Annotated in this window: 16 protein-coding genes; 5 read left to right on the top strand and 11 right to left on the bottom strand. The window is 70.5% G+C overall.

Annotated elements, in window-relative coordinates; genetic code table 11:
• Window positions 1-18: 18 nt before the first annotated feature.
• Together ACFY36_RS46400 and ACFY36_RS46395 are read left to right on the top strand one after the other, a co-directional pair.
• Window positions 19-501 (top strand): cupin domain-containing protein, encoded by a 483-nt coding sequence (locus tag ACFY36_RS46400; RefSeq protein WP_499752327.1) that lies wholly within the window; start codon window positions 19-21, stop codon window positions 499-501.
• The gene (locus ACFY36_RS46395) at window positions 498-1,247 is read left to right on the top strand and encodes a class I SAM-dependent methyltransferase (RefSeq protein WP_499752326.1); all 750 of its coding nucleotides are present in this window, start codon (window positions 498-500) and stop codon (window positions 1,245-1,247) included. Before ACFY36_RS46400 ends, ACFY36_RS46395 begins: the two co-directional genes overlap by 4 nt.
• 7 nt (window positions 1,248-1,254) lie before the next feature.
• Here the strand turns inward: ACFY36_RS46395 and ACFY36_RS46390 are convergent, their stop codons facing one another.
• The 4 genes from ACFY36_RS46390 to rfbB are packed head-to-tail and all read right to left on the bottom strand — an operon-like array spanning window position 1,255 to window position 3,710.
• On the bottom strand, window positions 1,255-1,410 hold the full coding sequence (locus ACFY36_RS46390; RefSeq protein ID WP_179855559.1) for a hypothetical protein: 156 nt from the start codon (window positions 1,408-1,410) through the stop codon (window positions 1,255-1,257).
• The gene (locus tag ACFY36_RS46385) at window positions 1,400-1,900 is read right to left on the bottom strand and encodes a GNAT family N-acetyltransferase (protein ID WP_499752425.1); all 501 of its coding nucleotides are present in this window, start codon (window positions 1,898-1,900) and stop codon (window positions 1,400-1,402) included. The genes ACFY36_RS46390 and ACFY36_RS46385 overlap by 11 nt, the downstream gene beginning before the upstream one ends.
• 17 nt (window positions 1,901-1,917) lie before the next feature.
• The gene (gene rfbD, locus ACFY36_RS46380; protein WP_499752325.1) at window positions 1,918-2,748 is read right to left on the bottom strand and encodes a dTDP-4-dehydrorhamnose reductase; all 831 of its coding nucleotides are present in this window, start codon (window positions 2,746-2,748) and stop codon (window positions 1,918-1,920) included.
• A complete protein-coding gene (rfbB, locus tag ACFY36_RS46375; protein ID WP_499752324.1) occupies window positions 2,748-3,710 on the bottom strand; it encodes a dTDP-glucose 4,6-dehydratase in 963 nt (320 codons plus the stop codon). Before rfbB ends, rfbD begins: the two co-directional genes overlap by 1 nt.
• Before the next feature lie 46 nt (window positions 3,711-3,756).
• Here rfbB and rfbA point away from each other — a divergent pair, with 46 nt between their 5' ends.
• The 3 genes from rfbA (at window position 3,757) to ACFY36_RS46360 (ending at window position 7,042) form a co-directional block, all read left to right on the top strand.
• Window positions 3,757-4,632 carry a glucose-1-phosphate thymidylyltransferase RfbA gene (rfbA, locus tag ACFY36_RS46370; RefSeq protein ID WP_499752323.1) on the top strand — a complete coding sequence of 292 codons (876 nt, stop codon included), beginning with the start codon at window positions 3,757-3,759 and terminating at the stop codon, window positions 4,630-4,632.
• Window positions 4,629-5,258: a dTDP-4-dehydrorhamnose 3,5-epimerase family protein gene (locus ACFY36_RS46365; protein WP_499752322.1), complete on the top strand. Its 630-nt coding sequence runs from the start codon at window positions 4,629-4,631 to the stop codon at window positions 5,256-5,258. The genes rfbA and ACFY36_RS46365 overlap by 4 nt, the downstream gene beginning before the upstream one ends.
• A gap of 305 nt (window positions 5,259-5,563) precedes the next feature.
• Window positions 5,564-7,042, top strand: coding sequence for a sugar transferase (locus ACFY36_RS46360; RefSeq protein WP_499752321.1), 1,479 nt, complete (start codon window positions 5,564-5,566; stop codon window positions 7,040-7,042).
• 63 nt (window positions 7,043-7,105) lie between these two features.
• On the opposite strand, the gene wecB is transcribed toward ACFY36_RS46360, so the two are convergent.
• The 7 genes from wecB to ACFY36_RS46325 form a co-directional block, all read right to left on the bottom strand.
• Window positions 7,106-8,233, bottom strand: a complete 1,128-nt coding sequence (wecB, locus tag ACFY36_RS46355; protein ID WP_499752320.1) for a non-hydrolyzing UDP-N-acetylglucosamine 2-epimerase — start codon at window positions 8,231-8,233, stop codon at window positions 7,106-7,108.
• 2 nt (window positions 8,234-8,235) lie between these two features.
• Window positions 8,236-9,492 (bottom strand): nucleotide sugar dehydrogenase, encoded by a 1,257-nt coding sequence (locus tag ACFY36_RS46350; RefSeq protein WP_499752319.1) that lies wholly within the window; start codon window positions 9,490-9,492, stop codon window positions 8,236-8,238.
• Between the two features lie 13 nt (window positions 9,493-9,505).
• Complete coding sequence (locus tag ACFY36_RS46345) at window positions 9,506-10,294, bottom strand: WecB/TagA/CpsF family glycosyltransferase (RefSeq protein ID WP_499752318.1); 789 nt, start codon at window positions 10,292-10,294, stop codon at window positions 9,506-9,508.
• Window positions 10,291-11,475 carry a hypothetical protein gene (locus ACFY36_RS46340; protein WP_499752317.1) on the bottom strand — a complete coding sequence of 395 codons (1,185 nt, stop codon included), beginning with the start codon at window positions 11,473-11,475 and terminating at the stop codon, window positions 10,291-10,293. Before ACFY36_RS46340 ends, ACFY36_RS46345 begins: the two co-directional genes overlap by 4 nt.
• A gap of 303 nt (window positions 11,476-11,778) precedes the next feature.
• Entirely contained in the window at window positions 11,779-15,189 is a 3,411-nt protein-coding gene (locus tag ACFY36_RS46335) for an Ig-like domain-containing protein (RefSeq protein ID WP_499752316.1), read from the bottom strand.
• Window positions 15,190-15,265: 76 nt separating this feature from the next.
• A complete protein-coding gene (locus tag ACFY36_RS46330; protein ID WP_499752315.1) occupies window positions 15,266-16,159 on the bottom strand; it encodes a glycosyltransferase in 894 nt (297 codons plus the stop codon).
• Window positions 16,156-16,998 (bottom strand): glycosyltransferase family 2 protein, encoded by an 843-nt coding sequence (locus tag ACFY36_RS46325; protein WP_499752314.1) that lies wholly within the window; start codon window positions 16,996-16,998, stop codon window positions 16,156-16,158. Before ACFY36_RS46325 ends, ACFY36_RS46330 begins: the two co-directional genes overlap by 4 nt.
• Window positions 16,999-17,114: the final 116 nt, after the last annotated feature.

Below are 17,114 nucleotides of genomic sequence, written 5' to 3'. Positions count from 1 at the left end.
CGAGGGACAATCAACGGTATGACGTATCCTCCGCCGCTCTATCACGGGGACAAGGGCGAGGTCAGCGCGACCTACCGCCCGGACGGCACCGCCCCGGAGCTCGTCTATCCGACAAACGGCACCCGCGTGCACTATCTGTCCACGGGCGCCTCGACCAACGGGCTGTTCGGCCTCTACCGCTGGGAGTGCGGTCCGGGCGTCACCGGCCCCGACCCGCACTTCCACCATTCGCTGGCCGAGAGCTTCTACATCCTCAACGGCGTCATGAGCATCTACAACGGAGAGCGCTGGATCGAGGCTTCGCCGGGCGACTACGTGCACGTCCCGCCGGGTGGCATCCACGCGTTCAAGAACCGCTCGGGCGCGCCGGTCTCGATGCTGCTGCACTTCTCGCCGGGCGCGCCCCGCGAGGGCTACTTCGAGGGCCTGGCCCACCTCGGCGAGATGAGCGAGGAGGAGAAGACCGCCTTCTATCTGGAGCATGACAACATCTGGCTGTGACCGAGTCAGTGATCGAACTCTTCGACCGTGTGGCCGACCGCTACGACGAGGTGCTGCCCTTCTTCTCCGAGCTGGGCCGCCTCGTCGCCGAGCGGCTTCCCAGCGGCGGCGGCCACCTTCTCGACGTCGGCGCGGGCCGGGGCGCCATCGCGCTTCCCGCCCGCGACCGGGGTTTCACGGTGACCGCGACGGACGCCGCTCCTCGCATGGCCGAGCTGCTGGCCCCGCATGTACCCGTCGCGGTCGTCGACGCCGAACACCTGCCCTTTCCGGACGCCACCTTCGACGTGGTCACCGCCGGGCTCGTCATGCACCTTCTGGACAACCCCGATTCGGCCGTACGGGAGGTGCGCCGCGTCCTGAAGCCGGGTGGGCTGTTCGCTTTCACGACGCCGGGACGCGTGCCCGACGGTTTCGAGTTCGCCGACGGCGCGAACGCCCTGTTCGCCGAGTTCTCCCAGCACCTTCCGCCCGGCGGGGGCATGGGCGCGCCGTTCGACGAGCTCGCGTCCCTGGCCGCGGCCGGTTTCACCGCGGCCGAGGAGACCGACCTGCGGGTGGAGATCCCGGTCGACCGGGCCGAGACCCTGTGGGAGTGGTTCCGTACGCACGGCACCCGCAAATTCCTCGACGATCTCGGCGACGAGCACCGGGCCCGCTTCCGGGCCCGGCTGCTCGCCGACCTCGAGGCCCGCGACCGTGTCGTGCTACGCCGTTACGCGTGGCTCTACACGGCCCGGGCCTGAGTGCCGCTCAGTCGTCGTCCCCGTCGTCGCCGCCGTCGTCATCGTCGTCGTCCCCGTCGCCGCCCGGGCAGCCGGAGAGGGTGAGCACCGTGGCGACGCCGCCCGCCGCCAGCAGCACCCGGCCGAAGAAGGCTCGCCTGCCGATCCGTTCCTCATCGTCCATGACCGCATTGTGGCAAGCCGGGAGCCCGGCCGGAACCCGCTGTCACCGAGAAGCGACGGTACGGGCCGGGAGTGCCGTGATCGATCTCGGTCATGCCGAGGCGCTGGAGGATCCGGATCGACGCGATGTTCCCGGTGAGCGCCTCGGCCCAGATCTCGGTGAGGCCGAGTTCGCCGAAGCCGTAGGCCAGCCCGGCCCGTGCGGCCTGGCCGCCGTAGCCCTTGCCCCACCGGCTCGAGTCGCCGATGACGTAGCCGAGCTCGCGCCGGTGCGGTTCCTCACCCTGGAGGTCGACGTAGCCGACCAGCTCGCCCGCGTGGACGGCGGCCAGCCGGATCAGGCCGGCCGGCGGGCCGGTCACGATGTGGAGCTGGAACGCGAGGTGCGTGTCCAGGGTGAGGCCGGGCGTCCACTCGGCCGCCGCCACGAAGCGCGGGTCCCGCGACCACGACGCGATCGTCGCGGCGTCGGCCGGGGTGAGCGGCCGCAGCTCGACGACGGGTGGAGTCAGCGGAGCAGCGACGGCATGGCCTCCTCGAGCATCGGGCGCCAGCCGGGCAGCGGGGCCACGCCGGTCGCGGCCCAGCGGTCGTGGCCGAGGACGCTGTAGGACGGGCGCCGGGCCGGCCGGACGAAACGGTCGCTGGTCGTCGGCCGTACGCGGCCGGGGTCGTGACCGGCCGTGGCGAAGACCGCCCGCGCCAGCCCGAACCAGGTGGTGGAGCCGGCGGCCGTGCCGTGGTAGATGCCCGGGTCGGCCTGTGACAAACCTAGAGCGACGAGTTGCCGGGCGAGGGCGTACGACCAGGTGGGCGGCCCGGTCTGGTCGTCCACCACGTCGACGGTGTCGCGTTCGCGGGCCAGGCGCAGCATCGTACGGACGAAGTTGTTGCCGTGTTCGCCGTAGAGCCAGGCCGTGCGCACGACCGTGCCCCCGGCGGCCAGGACGGCCCGCTCCCCCGCGGCCTTGCTCCGGCCGTAGGCGTTCACCGGAGCCGGAATCGCGTCCTCGGGGTAGGGCGAGGTGGCCGTGCCGTCGAAGACGTAGTCGGTGGAGACGTGGATGAGGCGCTTGCCCGCGGCCGCGGCCAGGACGGCGACCGCGTGCCCGTTCACCGCGGTGGCCGCTTCCTCGTCGGCCTCGGCGCCGTCGACGTCGGTCCAGGCGGCCGCGTTGAGCACCACGTCGGCGCCTTCGACCGCGGCGAGCACGTCGGACGAGGAGGAGATGTCCAGATCGGCCCGGGTCGCGGCGACGAAGGTCTCGCCGGCCGCCGAGAGGGCGGCGGACAGGTCGCGGCCGAGCATGCCTCCGGCGCCGGTGACGAGCCAGCGCATCAGAGGCCGGCCCGGGCCTTGAGCGGCTCCCACCACTCGCGGTTCGACCGGTACCACTCGACCGTCGCGGCCAGGCCGCCGGCCAGGGTGACGGCCGGGGCGTACCCCAGTTCCTCCGAGATCTTGGTGATGTCGAGCGAGTAGCGACGGTCGTGGCCCTTGCGGTCCTCGACCGGCCGGACCATGTCCCAGCCGGCGCCGCAGGCGTCCAGCAGCATGCCGGTCAGGTCGCGGTTGGAGAGCTCGGTGCCGCCGCCGATGTTGTAGACCTCGCCCGCGCGGCCCTTGGTGAGCGCGAGCTGGATGCCCCGGACGTGGTCGGAGACGTGCAGCCAGTCCCGGACGTTGCCGCCGTCGCCGTAGAGCGGAACCTGCTTGCCGTCGAGCAGATTGGTGACGAACAGCGGGATGACCTTTTCCGGGAACTGGTAGTGGCCGTAGTTGTTCGAGCAGCGGGTCACCACCACGTCCATGCCGTGCGTGCGGTGGGCGGCCAGCGCCATCAGGTCGGAGCCGGCCTTCGAGGCGGCGTAGGGCGAGTTCGGGGCCAGCGGCCACGTCTCGGTCCAGGAGCCCTCGTCGATCGAGCCGTACACCTCGTCGGTCGAGACGTGCAGGAACCGCCCCACCCCGGCCCGGCGCGCCTCGTCGAGCAGCACCTGCGTGCCCAGCACGTTGGTGGTGACGAACGGCGTGGCGCTCTGGATCGACCGGTCCACATGGGACTCGGCCGCGAAATGGACGATCGCGTCGTGTCCCGGCAGAAGTTCGCGAAGCAGCGCAGCATCGCCGATATCGCCCTGAACGAAGCGCAGTCGCTCATGCGACAGCGGCAGATTGGCCCGATTGCCCGAATAGGACAGGAGGTCGAGCACGGTGACGTCGGCGTATTCATCCTGAAGGATGGCGCGGACGTACTCCGATCCGATGAAACCGGCACCCCCGGTCACGAAAATGTGCACGGCTGGCGAGTGTAGACGTGCGCCGCACTCTGCGTAACCTGCGCGGGTGCGAGGAATTCTGCTCGCCGGGGGAACCGGCTCACGTCTCTGGCCCATCACCATGGCCATGTCCAAGCAGCTCATGCCGATCTTCGACAAACCGATGATCTACTACCCGCTGACCACCCTGGTGTCGGCCGGGATCCGGGAGATCATGATCATCACTACGCCCGAGGACCAGCCGCACTTCCAGCGACTGCTGGGCGACGGCTCGCAGTTCGGGCTGGCCCTGACCTACGCGGTGCAGCCGCGCCCGGAGGGCATCGCGCAGGCGTTCCGGATCGGGGCCGAGTTCATCGGCGACGACCCGGTGGCCCTGATCCTGGGCGACAACATCTTCCACGGTGTCGGCCTGGGCCGGCAGCTCACCCGCTTTGCCGAGCCCGAGGGCGGCCGCGTCTTCGCCTATCCCGTGGCCGATCCCGAGCGTTACGGCGTCGTCGAGTTCGACGACACGGGCAAGGTCCTCTCGATCGAGGAGAAACCGGTCAGGCCCAAGTCGACGTACGTCGTCCCGGGGCTCTATTTCTACGACGCGGACGTGGTGCGCATCGCCGAGAAGCTCGTGCCGAGCGCGCGCGGCGAGCTCGAGATCACCGCCGTGAACGAGGAGTACCGGCGCCAGGGCCGGCTGGACGTCACCGTGCTCGACCGGGGCACCGTCTGGCTCGACACCGGAACCTTCCAGTCGATGGTCCAGGCCTCGGAATACGTGCGGGTCATCGAGGAGCGGCAGGGCCTGAAAATCGGCTGCGTCGAGGAGGCCGCGTGGCGCCTCGGCTTCATCGGCGACGATCGGCTCCGCGAGCTGGCCCAGCCGCTTCTCAAGAGCGGTTACGGCCAGTATCTTGAACGCCTGCTGGACATGGGAGGTCCCCGGTGAAGATCCGCCCCTTGAGCATCGAGGGCGCGTGGGAGGTCACCCCCGTGCAGCACGGCGATGACCGTGGCACGTTCCTCGAGTGGTACCGCTTCGACCGCCTGGCCGAGGCCGTGGGCCATTCGCTCGACCTGAGGCAGGCCAACCTCTCCACCTCCGCGCGCGACGTCGTGCGCGGTGTCCACTTCGCCGATGTGCCGCCGGGACAGGCGAAATACGTGACGTGCGTGTCCGGCTCGGTCCTCGACGTCGTGGTCGACCTGCGGGTCGGCTCGCCCACCTTCGGCGCCTGGGAGGCCGTGCCGCTCGACGACGTGGAGCGCCGCGCCGTCTACCTCGCCGAGGGCCTCGGTCACGCGTTCTGCGCGCTCTCCGACGACGCGACGGTCACCTATCTGTGCTCGGCCACCTATCGGCCCGGCCACGAGCACGGCGTCCACCCGCTCGACCCCGAGCTCGGCATCGACTGGCCGGCCGGCGCGGCCCTGTTGTCGCCCAAGGACGCGGCCGCGCCGACACTGGCCGAGGCGCGTGCCGCGGGGCTGCTGCCGCGCTACGACGAGTGCCGCGAATTCACCGCAACCCTTGGTCGGGTTCAAGACATTCATCCATCCCCGCCGGACGATTGACCCGCGGCCGTTCAGTTGGTATGTGGCAAGCAATTCCGAGACGGTGTGCGGGCATGCAGGACGAGAACCGAAGATAGTCCGATGTGACCACTTTGGAGACTGTTTCTTCATCGCCCTCATCCGAACCGTCATCGGACTCACACGGAAAGGCGTAGCGCGATGGCCGCGCGTTCGAAAGTCTTTCTCGTGTGTGTCCGGCGGGTAACCCGCAGCGCCGCGTGTCCGGCATGTCCGATACGTCGGGGCCCAGGGCATTGATCGAAGAAAGTCGATGACGGAGGCACGGAGTGCAGACAGTCGATTCAGTGTCGACCCTTGACCTCAGTGACAGAGTTCCGCAGCTCAACGGCCGCCCACAGGCCGGACGGGCCCGAGCCGGGTGGCAGAACAAGTACGTGCTGGCCCTCTACCTCATCGACTTCGCCGTAGGGCTGGCGGCCGCCAACTCGGCGCTGCTGCTGCGCTTCGGCACGCCGAACCGGGATCCGTTCGCCACCGGCTATTTTCTATTGACATTTCTCATTCCTGTTGCCTGGCTGGCCTGCCTCGCCCTCAACCGCGCGTACGAGCCCCGTCACCTGTTCGTCGGCACCGACGAGTATGCTCGCGTATTCCGTTCGGGATTGGCGCTGACCGCGGTCCTGGCCATTGTTTCGTTCGCCTTCGACCTGCGTTTGGCCCGCGGTTACGTGATTATCGCGATGCCGTTGGCGGTGGCCGTCGGCCTCGCCTGCCGATTCGCGCTGCGGCAGCTCCTGCACCGCACCTGGGCCCGCGGCCGGCACCTGCACCGGGTCATCCTGGTCGGCCACGAGCGGGCGGTGGCCGACATGGCCCGCCGGCTGGGCCGAGAGCGTCACCACGGCCTCGACGTCATCGGGGCCTGCCTGCCCGCCGGCCCGAGCCGCGGGGGCTTCGTGCTCGGTCTCCCGCCCGTCTACGGCACCTTCGACGGCGTGGCCGCGGCGGTCTCCCGCTCCGACGCCGACACGGTGGTCGTGCTTTCCTGCCCCGAGATCGACGGCCCGGCCCTGCGGCGCCTGGCGTGGCAGCTCGAACGCGACGATATCGACCTGATCGTGGCCAGCACGCTGGTCGACGTCGCGGGCGACCGCACGACGATCCGCCCGGTCGACGGCCTGCCGATGCTGCACGTCGAGCACCCGCGGCTCAAGGGCAGCGCCCGGCTCGTCAAGGCCGCCTTCGACCGGGTCGGCGCCTTCGTGCTGCTGCTGCTCGCTTCACCGGTGCTGGCCGCGGTGGCGGCGATGGTGGCGTTCGACCCGCGCGGGCGCGGACCGGCCATCTTCCGGCAGGAGCGCGTCGGCAAGGACGGCCGGCTGTTCACCCTCTACAAGTTCCGCACCATGGTCGTGAACGCCGAGGCCCGCCTCATCGAGCTGCGCAACCTCAACGACACCGACGGCGAGCTCTTCAAGATGCGCAAGGATCCGCGCATCACGCCGATCGGCCGCTGGCTGCGCCGGTTCTCCATCGACGAGCTGCCCCAGCTGGTGAACGTGCTCAAGGGCGACATGTCGCTGGTCGGCCCCCGGCCGCCGCTGGCCCGCGAGGTGGCGGGATATCCGTCCGACATGCTCCGCCGCCTGGCCGTGAAGCCCGGCCTCACCGGTCTCTGGCAGGTCTCCGGCCGCTCCGACCTCTCCTGGGAGGAGTCGATCCGGCTCGACCTGACGTACGTGGAGAACTGGTCGCTCTCCATGGACCTGGCCATCCTGGCCCGCACGGTCAGCGCCGTGGCCCGCAGCTCCGGAGCGTACTGAAAAGCAGCACAACGAAATCCGGCCCGGTCCCCGCGAGGGGGCCGGGCCGGTTTCCCTTGCCTGTCAGGCGGGCGCGACCGCCGTGTCCCGGGCGTCGGTCGGGCGCAGCCGGACCGGCGCGGCCAGGTGCGCTAGCAGCACGTCGGCGATGCGGTCGCCGGCGTGGCCGTCCCAGAGGGCCGGGGCCCGCTTGGCCGGCGGATCGGCCAGGACCCGGCGGGCCGTGGCCACGATGAGCTCCGGATCGCGCCCCACGAGGATGTTCGTGCCCTCGGTCAGCGTGATCGGCCGCTCGGTCGAGTCGCGCGTGGTCAGGCACGGCACGCCGAGCGCGGTCGTCTCCTCCTGGATGCCGCCGGAGTCGGTCAGCACCATCCGGGCCGACGCCTGCAGCGCGATGAAGTCGAGATATCCGGCCGGCGGGATCAGCCGGATGCCCTCGGGCAGGCCGGCCGTCTCGAGGCGGGCGGCCGTGCGCGGGTGCACCGGCAGGATCACCGGAAGCTCCTTCGCGACCTCGCCGAAAGCGCCCATCAGCGCGCCGAGGATCTCCGGGGAGTCCACGTTGGCCGGACGGTGCAGCGTCGCCAGCGCGTAACCGCCCGGGGTGAGCCCGTGGCGGTGCAGCGCGTCGGAGCCGAGCGCCCGGTCGAGGTTCGCGTGCAGGGTGTCGATCATGACGTTGCCCGCGAGGTGGATCTGGTCCTCGTGATAGCCCTCGGCCCGCAGGTTGTCGACCCCGTCCGGCGACGGGGCGAACAGCAGGTCGCTGAGCCGGTCGGTGGCGAGCCGGTTGACCTCCTCCGGCATGCTCCAGTCGCGGCTGCGCAGGCCGGCCTCGACGTGGGCCACGGTGATGCCGGCCTTGGCCGCCACCAGCGCGCAGGCCAGCGTCGAGGTGACGTCGCCGACCACCACCACCGCGTCCGGCTCGAGCTCGTCGACCAGCGGCTCGAAGGCGAGCATCACCCGGGCCGTCTGCTCGGCGTGGCTGCCCGAGCCGGTGCCGAGGTGGCGATCGGGCTTGCGCAGCCCCAGATCGGTGAAGAACACGTCGTTCATCGCGGCATCGTAGTGCTGGCCGGTGTGCACCAGCACCACCTCGGCGCCGCGCGCCTCGAGCGCGTCCATCACCGGCTTGACCTTCATGAAGTTCGGCCGGGCCCCGGCCACGCAAATGATCCGGGGCATGCTCAGATCACCTCGACCGTGTCACCGGAGACGCGCCGCCGGGTGTCGAGCAGGCAACTGGCCTCGCGGGCGATCATGTCGTAGTCGAACTCGTCGTGGTCGGCCAGCAGCACCACCGCGTCGGCGGCACGCACCTCCTCGGCGTCGGCCGTGACCATGGTGAGGTCGTCGGCGCCGTGCACGGCCTCGACCACGTGCGGGTCGGCCACCCGGACCTCCGCCCCCATCTGGCGCAGCAGCTGCACGACACGGACCGCGGGCGATTCCCGGGCGTCACCGGTGTTCTTCTTGTACGCCAGGCCCAGCAGGAGGATCCGGCTGCCCGAGACCGAGCGCTGGCGGCGGTTGAGCGCCTCCATGAGCCGGCGCACCACGTAGTCGGGCATGTGGTTGTTGATGTCGTTGGCCAGGTCGACGAAGCGGAAGCTCTGTCCCAGGGCCCGCTGCACCCGCCACGACAGGTACGACGGGTCGATCGGCAGGCAGTGGCCGCCGACGCCGGGGCCGGGCGTGAACCGCATGAAGCCGAACGGCTTGGTCGAGGCCGCGTCGATCGCCTGCCACACGTCGATGCCGAGGTCGTGCGAGATCATCGCGATCTCGTTGACCAGCGCGATGTTCACGTGGCGGAACGTGTTCTCGATGAGCTTGGCCAGCTCGGCCTCGCGCATCGAGGTGACGGTCACGGTGGTCTCCACGACGCTGTCGTAGAACGCCTTGACCCGCTTGAGCGACTCCTCGTCGAGGCCGGAGACGACCTTCGGCGTGTTGACCAGGCCCCAGGTGGGGTTGCCGGGGTCGATGCGCTCGGGGCTGAAGCCGAGGTGGAAGTCGACGCCGGCGGTCAGGCCGGACTCCTTCTCCAGGATCGGCAGGACGACCTCTTCGGTCGTGCCCGGATACGTCGTCGACTCGAGCACGACCAGCGCGCCCGGGCGCAGGTGGCCGCCGAGCATCTCGGAGCAGGCCTCGACGTACGACAGGTCGGGCGCGCCGTCGCGCAGCGGCGTCGGCACCGTGATGACCGCGATGTCGAAGCCGGCGCAGTCGGCCGGATCGGTGCTGGCCTTGTAGTTACCGCCCGACAGGACGGCGCCCAGCCGCTCGGCCGGGATGTCCTCGACGTACGACTCCCCCTCGACGAGACGGCCGACTCGGACGGTGTCGACGTCGAAGCCGACGACCTCGTGACCGACCTCGGCCGCGCGGACGGCCAGCGGCAGCCCCACGTATCCCTGGCCGGCGATGACAACTCGCATGGTGCTTTCCCCTTTAGTTGCGCTCGGCGACCGGCGCGGGCCGGACGGTCCGCACCCACTCGCGGGCGACGAGCCCGACGAAGGCGACGTTGGTGGTCAGGTAGCGGCGCCCAAGCCGGCGCGGCTCCTGCAGTGCCCGGTAGAGCCATTCGCAGCCCACGCGCTGCCAGGCGGCCGGCGCGCGCTTGACCACGCCGGCCAGCACGTCGAAGGAGCCGCCGACGCCGTGCACGACCTTGGCGCCGGTGCGGGCGCCGTAGGTGGCCACGAAGACCTCCTTCTTGGGCGAGGTCATGCCCAGGAAGAGCAGATCGGCGCCGCTGGCCTTGATGCCGTCGGCCACCGCCTCCGACTCCTCGGCGGCGTAGTAGCCGTCGCGGTAACCGGCGATCTTCAGCTTCGGGTGCTGCTTGCGGACCCGCTCGACCATGGTCTCGAGGACCTCGGGCTTGGCGCCGAGGAAGTAGACCGAGTGGCCGCGCAGCTCGGCCATGTACATCAGCCGCTGGAACAGGTCGATGCCGGCGACCCGCTCGGGCAGCGGCTGCCGCAGCACCTTGCTGGCCCAGACCACGGACTGGCCGTCGGCCACGATGAGGCCGCAGCCGGTGACCGCGTCGCGCAGGTCGGCGTCGCCGCGCATCTTCACGATCTTGGCCGCGTTCACGACGCCGACCTCGAGCAGCTCGCCCTTGCCGACCGAGTCGAGGCAGCGCTGCACGGTCTCCTCGAGGGTCAGCGCGTCCAGCGGCACGCCGAACAGGTCGCGGCGTCCCTCGGCGGCGGTGGTCGTGGTGCTCATCGCGCGATCCCTTCCGCCGGGACCTCCACGGAGGCGAGCCAGGCGAAGTAGAGCCAGCCGAACTCGTAGGGCCGGCACTCGCGGTCGAGCGAGAGCGGCTTGTAGACCCGGTCGATGACCGGGAGCTTCAGACCGGAGCGGGCCCGGGTCGTGACCGTGTGGGCCGCGCGCACGATTTTGCGCGGGTCGCCACGGAAGACCTTCCGGACGGTGAGGCCTTCGTCGTCCAGCAGCATCGGGTTCTCAGCGTCGCCCAGCTCGGCCGGGCCGAGCAGCCACAGCAGGCCCTTGCGGATCGGCTCGTCGAAGTCGGTGATGCCGCCGGCCGCCTCGGCCAGGTCGAGCAGCGCCATCGGGCCCATCGCGTGCTGGTGGACGGTGTAGACCGGGTAGCCCTCGACGACGCCGCCGGTGCGGGCGTCGTAGTGCCACCACCACTGGCCGTCCGGTCCCTGGAGCCGGCAGATCTGCTCGGCCGTGATGCGGGCCGCCTGGAGGGCCTCGGGGTCGCCGCCGTCGGCCGACTGGTGCAGCCGGGCCAGCGCCTGGATCGGGTAGACCTGGTCGGCGAAGCAGGCGACGTGGTCGCGGTACGCCTTGACGAGGCCGGGGGCGGTCGCGTGCGGGAACAGCGGGCTGCCGGGCCGGACGCTGTCGAGCAGCCGCCGGCGGGCCTGTGCCAGGTGCTCCTCCACATCGGCCTGCTTGCGGGCGGTGGCCAGCGCGGCCACGACCCAGGACGCCTCGACCACGTACTCCGGGGCGGTACGCCGGTCGGACGTCCGCAGCCGCTCCAGGGCCTCGGGAAGGCGCGGGTGCCCGATCTGGGCGGCCGCCCACGCGACGAGCGCGATGTCGCCCAGGTTGGTGCTCGTCGCCTGCCGGTCGACGAGCAGGGCCACGAACTTCTCCAGGTCGTGGCCGCCGAGCAGGGCGGGCACCTGGTCGGCCGGGAGCCAGGCGACGCCGAGCGCCACGATCGCGGCGTAGCGGAGGCTCGTTCCGGACAAATGCGCACTCACCGAGCCATTTTCGGCCGTGAATACCCTGGTGAAGGCGAACTCGTCCGTTTCGGTGCGGTACATCGTGGGCAATCCGCGCGACGCGAGCGCGAGAAGCCGGTTGGTCAGGTCGATCGTCTCGCCGTCGAGGTGGACGTATCTCGCTGGTGCTGACGTCATGGCGTCCTTCCGGAGGCAGGGCGACCGGCGGGCTGGATCAGGGTGCCCGCCAACGTTTTTTGCGTGGCCGACGCTGAGGCTACTGAGGACGATCCACCCGCCGGAAGGTATGACGGGTTGCTGACTCGCCGTTACGGGCGATTCGCGCGGAGCCTTCCGATTACTCCGACCGTACGGCAGACGCCTCTTTCAGAATGGTCAATGCGGATTCGACGTTTCGGGCCGCGCTATCACACCTTCGGCCGATGGCCGAGCCAGCGAAAGAGGGCCCGCCGTACGGCGGGCCCTCCTCGTTCAGCGGGGCTACCTCCGGGCGACCGTCACCGTTGACGGCGCGGACACCCGGACGTTGCCGGACGAGTCGGTGACCAGGGCCAGAAGGGTCACCTTACGGCCGGCGTACCGGGCGCTGGGGATCCACGAGAACTCGTACGGCGAGACCGATGTGGTCCCCACCTTGACCCCGTCGGCCAGCAACGTCACCGACCGGACGGCGAAGTCGTCGGTGGCCCGCACCAGCGGGCGCACCGCCTCGCCCACCTTGACGTCGACGATCGCCGCGGCCGGGCGGGCGTCGGCCACCCGGCCCACGCCGGTCGGCAGGTTGCGCGACTTCGGGGTGCTGACCGTGCCGGCGTCGGTGAGGACGACACCACCGGAGACCCGGCTGTCCTTGACGAAACCATCGGCGCCGTAGGTGAACTTCACCGGGCCGGTGACGATCGTCCGGCTGACGTATCCGTGGTTGCGGATGCCGCTGCGGACGGTGTTCTCCGGTGCGCCGTCCTTGCCGCGGGCCCCGTCGATCAGGATGCCGCCGGTGACCACGCTGCCGGCCACGGTGAGCTCGCTTTCGACAGTTCCGGGGCCGGAGCCCTGGATTACTCCGGTTTTGACTACGCCCCAGGCGCCGGCCTTGACGACGCTGTTGCTGAGGCGGCCGGCCGCGCCGAAGTAGGCGACACCCGCCTCGGCCTCCACTTTGCCCGAGGTGACCGTGACGCCCGAGATGTCGACGAACATCTCATTGGTGTCGGTCGAACCGAGCGACTGCCGCGACACCGTGATGACGTTGCCGCCGCCGTCGCGCAGGTACGGCTGGTCGCCGGCCAGGGTCGTCAGCGACTGGTCGGGCTCGATGACCACCTTGTCGGCGCCGGCGCCCTTGATCTTCAGCGGCTTGGTGATGGTCAGGCCGTTCTTCGCCCCGGCCTGCACCGGGTTGGAGTTGTGATTGACCGGGGTCGAGGACTCCTGGTAGATGCCCTGGCAGACAACGATGGTGTCCCACGGCGACGCGTAGTCGACGGCCGTCTGTACCGACGTGAACTGCGCGTTCGGGCACTGTTGGCGGTCGTCGTCCACGGTCCACACGGTGCCGCTGTCCTTCAGGGCGATGGTGCCGGGCGCGTTGTCGTACGCGGCCAGGGTCGCCGCCGGAGTCGTACCACCAAGGTTGTAGCGGCCGTAGCCGGCGCCGTTCGCCTTGGTCGTCCCGTCGGAGAGGATCTGGGCGCCGGAGGCGCTCTCCTGGAAGCGCACGTCGGCCAGCTGGATCGAGCCCGACTTCGGCATGGCGCCGGTGCCGAAGCGCAGCTCCAGCGAGGCCAGCGAGCCGACGTCGACGCCCTGCCGGGCGAACTCGGTCAGCGGGACCCGGATCTGGTCGAGCACGATGTGCGTGTTCGGGGTGTTCGTGCCGGTCGACATGTGCAGGGCGTTGCCCCAGCGCGGGTCGCCGGCCGCGACGACGGCCTCACGGCCGGTCGTGTCCTTCAGCGCGATGACGAAGTCCTGCGTGGTGGACGCGGGGTCGTACGAGGTGGGCTTCTCGTTGGGCCAGACCGGGCTGGCGGCGGTGCCGTTCACCGTCGTGTCGCGGGTGTTGTCGCCCCGGTTGTCGGCGCCCGGGTTGCGGGTGTCGAAGAAGTTCACCGCGGCGTCGAGGGCCAGCGACTCCAGGCCCTTCATGTTCCTGGACGCGGCCGGGATCCGCGCGGTCAGCCTCGCCGCCGAGCCCTGCTCCCAGGCGAGAGTGAGCTGGCGGCCGTACGAGTGGTTGACCGGGGCGTTCTCGCGGGTGCCGTTCTGGCCGCCGAGCGCGGTTGCGGCGGGCAGCGGGCACTGCTTGGCCGCGGCCGGCAGCCCGGTCTTGCCGAGCTGGGCCGGGGCGAAGTCCTGCGGCTCCGGGTTGCACCAGTCGAAGCCCTGCGGGGTCGCCGCCGGCTTGGTGGTCACTCCGGCCGCCTGGGCGTACGGATCGGCGAAGCCCGACCCGGACAGCGAGCCACCGAGCGCGTTCAGCGTGAGCGGGTTCTCCACCTCGGGACGGATCAGGTCGACCCGGGCGCCGGCCCCGGCGAAGTAGGTCGTGTTGACCCTCTCCTGGCACGGGATGGCCGTGCCCGAGGCGCTCGTCGGGCAGGCGCTCGCGGGCACCTGGAGCTTGGACGAGGTGTTCGTGAGCTCACCGGTCATGTACGGCTCGAACGCGCCCTCGCCGCCGATGTACCGCCGGAAGAACGCGGCCATCGTGGCCAGGCCGAGCTTCTCCTGGTCGCCCATCCGCTGCGGGTCACCCGAGATCTTCGTGTTCGTGGCCCGGTTCAGCGGGTCCGCGTTGTCGATGGCGTAGTTCAGGGCCGGGTCGGTGTAGCTGGCCGCGCCGCTGAGCCGCAGGTTGTTCGGGTGCACGTTGGTGGTCGCGAACGGGGCCGAGTTGCCGCACGCGGCGTCGTTGTTGGCCTGCCCGTCGGCGCCGCCGTCGGCGTACCAGACCGAGTTGTACCAGTTGTGGATGGCGCCGAGATGCTCCACCTGGATCCGGGGGAACGGATCGCCCGGGTTGACGTACTGGGAACGCTCGAACTCCCGGGCGCCCATCAGGTTGGAGACGTCGCCGTCGCACATCGGCAGGATCGTCATGAACGGCATGCCGTACGGCGCCTTGCGCTCGTAATCGGTCGGCGCGAGCGAGATGACGCCGTTGATCGGGTAGCGCGGCCCGTCCGTGCGGATGCGGTTGTAGTCGAGGAAGTTGGTGACCGCGTCGCCGCCGCGCGAGTGGCCCATCAGGCCGATGCGGGTCATGTCGAGGTGCCCGGCGAGGGCCTTGCCGACGGTGGTGTGCTCGTCGACCGGCAGGCCCTTGGCCTTGTTGGCGGCGGTGATGGCGTCGAGCGCGGCCGACAGGAGCATGCGGCGGTTGTGCATGCCTTTGCCCTTGGCGTTGTCCTGCCGCATCATCAGCTGGTCCTGCGAGATGGAGAACGTGGTGTAGCCCCAGGTCGCGAGGTTCTCGGCCAGATAGGCGTAGCCGCTCTCGTTGTGCTTGTACTGCGCGCACGTCGCCGTGGCCGAGTCCTGGCCGGAGTCGCAGGAGCCGTGGTTGCCGTGCACCAGCACGATCAGCGGCGACGGCTGGGTCCGCTTCTTCCAGTCGGGCATGTAGAGCTGGCCGCGGATCTCGACGTCCATGGGCGCCTGCGACGTTCCCGCCGTGGGCGCCGCGCCGTCGGAGTTGGGCTCCTGAATGGTGGCGAGGCCGAACTTGGCCTCCTGGATGACCTGGTGACCGTACGGCCCGCGGGCCGTCGGGTCGGGCAGGGAGGCCGGCTTGGTGGTGGTGGTCGCCGTGGCCGGGGCGGCGATGCCCACGAGCGAGACGACCACCGGCAGAGCGATACCGAAAACGCGCCTAAGTGTTCCGTGCACGCATTTCTCCCCAGAAAGGAGTGAAAGAATGACGAGCGGAACGCTAAGAGTCAGACGTTTCTCAGGTGTTTCTCAATTAATTCGAAGGCGGGAAGGGCAGGCTGGCCGGCCGGACGAGCGCGGTCACGGCGCGACGGCTGCGCTGATGTCCCAGCGCAGCTCGCGACGCCTCGCGGAGGAAGACGGCCGACCAGTACACGGCGGCCGCGGGCGCGGAATGCCGCATTCGGTAGAGCCTGACCCGGTTGACGGTCAGCAGGCTCCACAATGCCGGCGACACCCGCGACTCGCCTCCGATATGGACAACCTCGGCATCGGCCACCAACTCGGTCACGAAACCACGATCCCGGGCGCGCAGGGCGAATTCCGTTTCCTCGGAATAGAGGAAGAACCGCTCCTCCCACGGCCCGCACGCCTCGAGGCAGGCGCGCGACATCAGCATCACGGCGCCGGTCGCCCAGTCGGCCGTGCCGTCGGTGAAGTAGGCCTCGCGGTCGAGCACCGTCTCGCCCAGCGCCGGGAAGCGGCCGGCCCGCTGGCCCAGCACGGCCTCGCCCAGGGCGCGGCGCACGGTCGGCTCGCGGCGCAGCGAGAACGCCACGTGGCCGTCCTCGCCGAGGATGCGCGGCACCGCGATGCCGACGTTCGACTTCTCCAGGCGGGCCGCCAGCTTGGCCACCGAACCCGGCGTCAGCCGCACGTCGGGATTCAAGAGCAGGACGGCGTCGTACGGATCGGCGACGCGCAGCGCGGCGTTGAAAGCGGCCGCGTAACCGGCGTTGCGCCCGGTCTGCTCGACGTGGCAACTCGGGACGAGCTCGCGGGCGATGTCCACGCTGTCGTCGGCCGAGTTGTTGTCGGCGACATAGAGGCCCCAATCGAGGCCGCTGAGCCCGTCGCCGAGCGAGCGCAGCAGGCCCGGCAGCACCGCGCCGCTGTTGTAGGTGACTACTACTACCGCGACTCTCATGCTGTCCTGCTGCTTTCGTCTCGGAGCCAGGTCGTGAAGTCGCCGGCGCGCACGGCCCGCTTGGCCCGGCGCCGGGTGACGAGCGTGACGGCCAGGAAGACGGCCAGTTTGGGGGCGGCCAGGGGATTCGCCCGGACGATCCCGATCAGATCGGCCTTGGTGGTACGGGCCTCGTCCACCGCGTCCGGCAGGGCCTGCTGGAGCTGCGTCGTGGCGGTGACCGAGCGGACCCGCCGCCGGATCAGATCGCCGAGGGTCCGGGGCGGGTGTACGACCACTCGCGCGCCCGGCACGATCCGGCGCTCCGCAGCGCTGAACGCGACCGAGGCGGCCAGGTCGTCGCCCATCACGTCGGGCACCGCCCGCAGCCGTTCGCGGGCCTCGCCGGTCACCGCGATGACGCCCCGGCCGAACAGGCCCTCGCGCACCACCGGAAGCTGCTGCCAGACGTCGTAGTACCACCGGACCGGCCACGACGACTTCGCGGTCGGAACGACCCGCTCGGGTGCGGCCGCGAGCACGCCCGGCTCGCGCAGGGCCTCGGCCAGCCGGCGGACGCCCTCGGCGTCCATCTCCACGTCGGCGTCGAGATAGACGAGCTCACTGCCGGTGGCCCGCTCGTCACCGGCCCGCATCGCCGCGTATTTGCCGGGCCGCTCCAAGTCGACCACCTCGACGGGCGGGCCGAAGGCCCCGGCCACCGCCGCGGTGTCGTCGGTGCACCCGTTGGGCACCACCACAACCTGCATCTCGCCCGGCTGCGCGCCGGACACGAGCGACCGCAACAGCCGGCCGATGACGGGCGCCTCGTTGTGCGCCGGGACAACCACGCTGATCACGCTGGCAGTATCGCGGGGCCGGTCGATCGACACCACCCTGTGTCGGATCCTCGCCCAAGGACACGCCGGACGGCCACCGTGGACGAACCCTCGGATGGTCAGCCTCGACCGGACGG

This window comes from Actinoplanes sp. NPDC000266, assembly GCF_042899005.1.
In the GTDB taxonomy this organism is placed as follows: Bacteria; Actinomycetota; Actinomycetes; order Mycobacteriales; family Micromonosporaceae; genus Actinoplanes.
The sequence above is the reverse complement of the archived record's forward strand: the minus strand, read 5'-3'. Positions and strand labels throughout refer to the sequence as shown.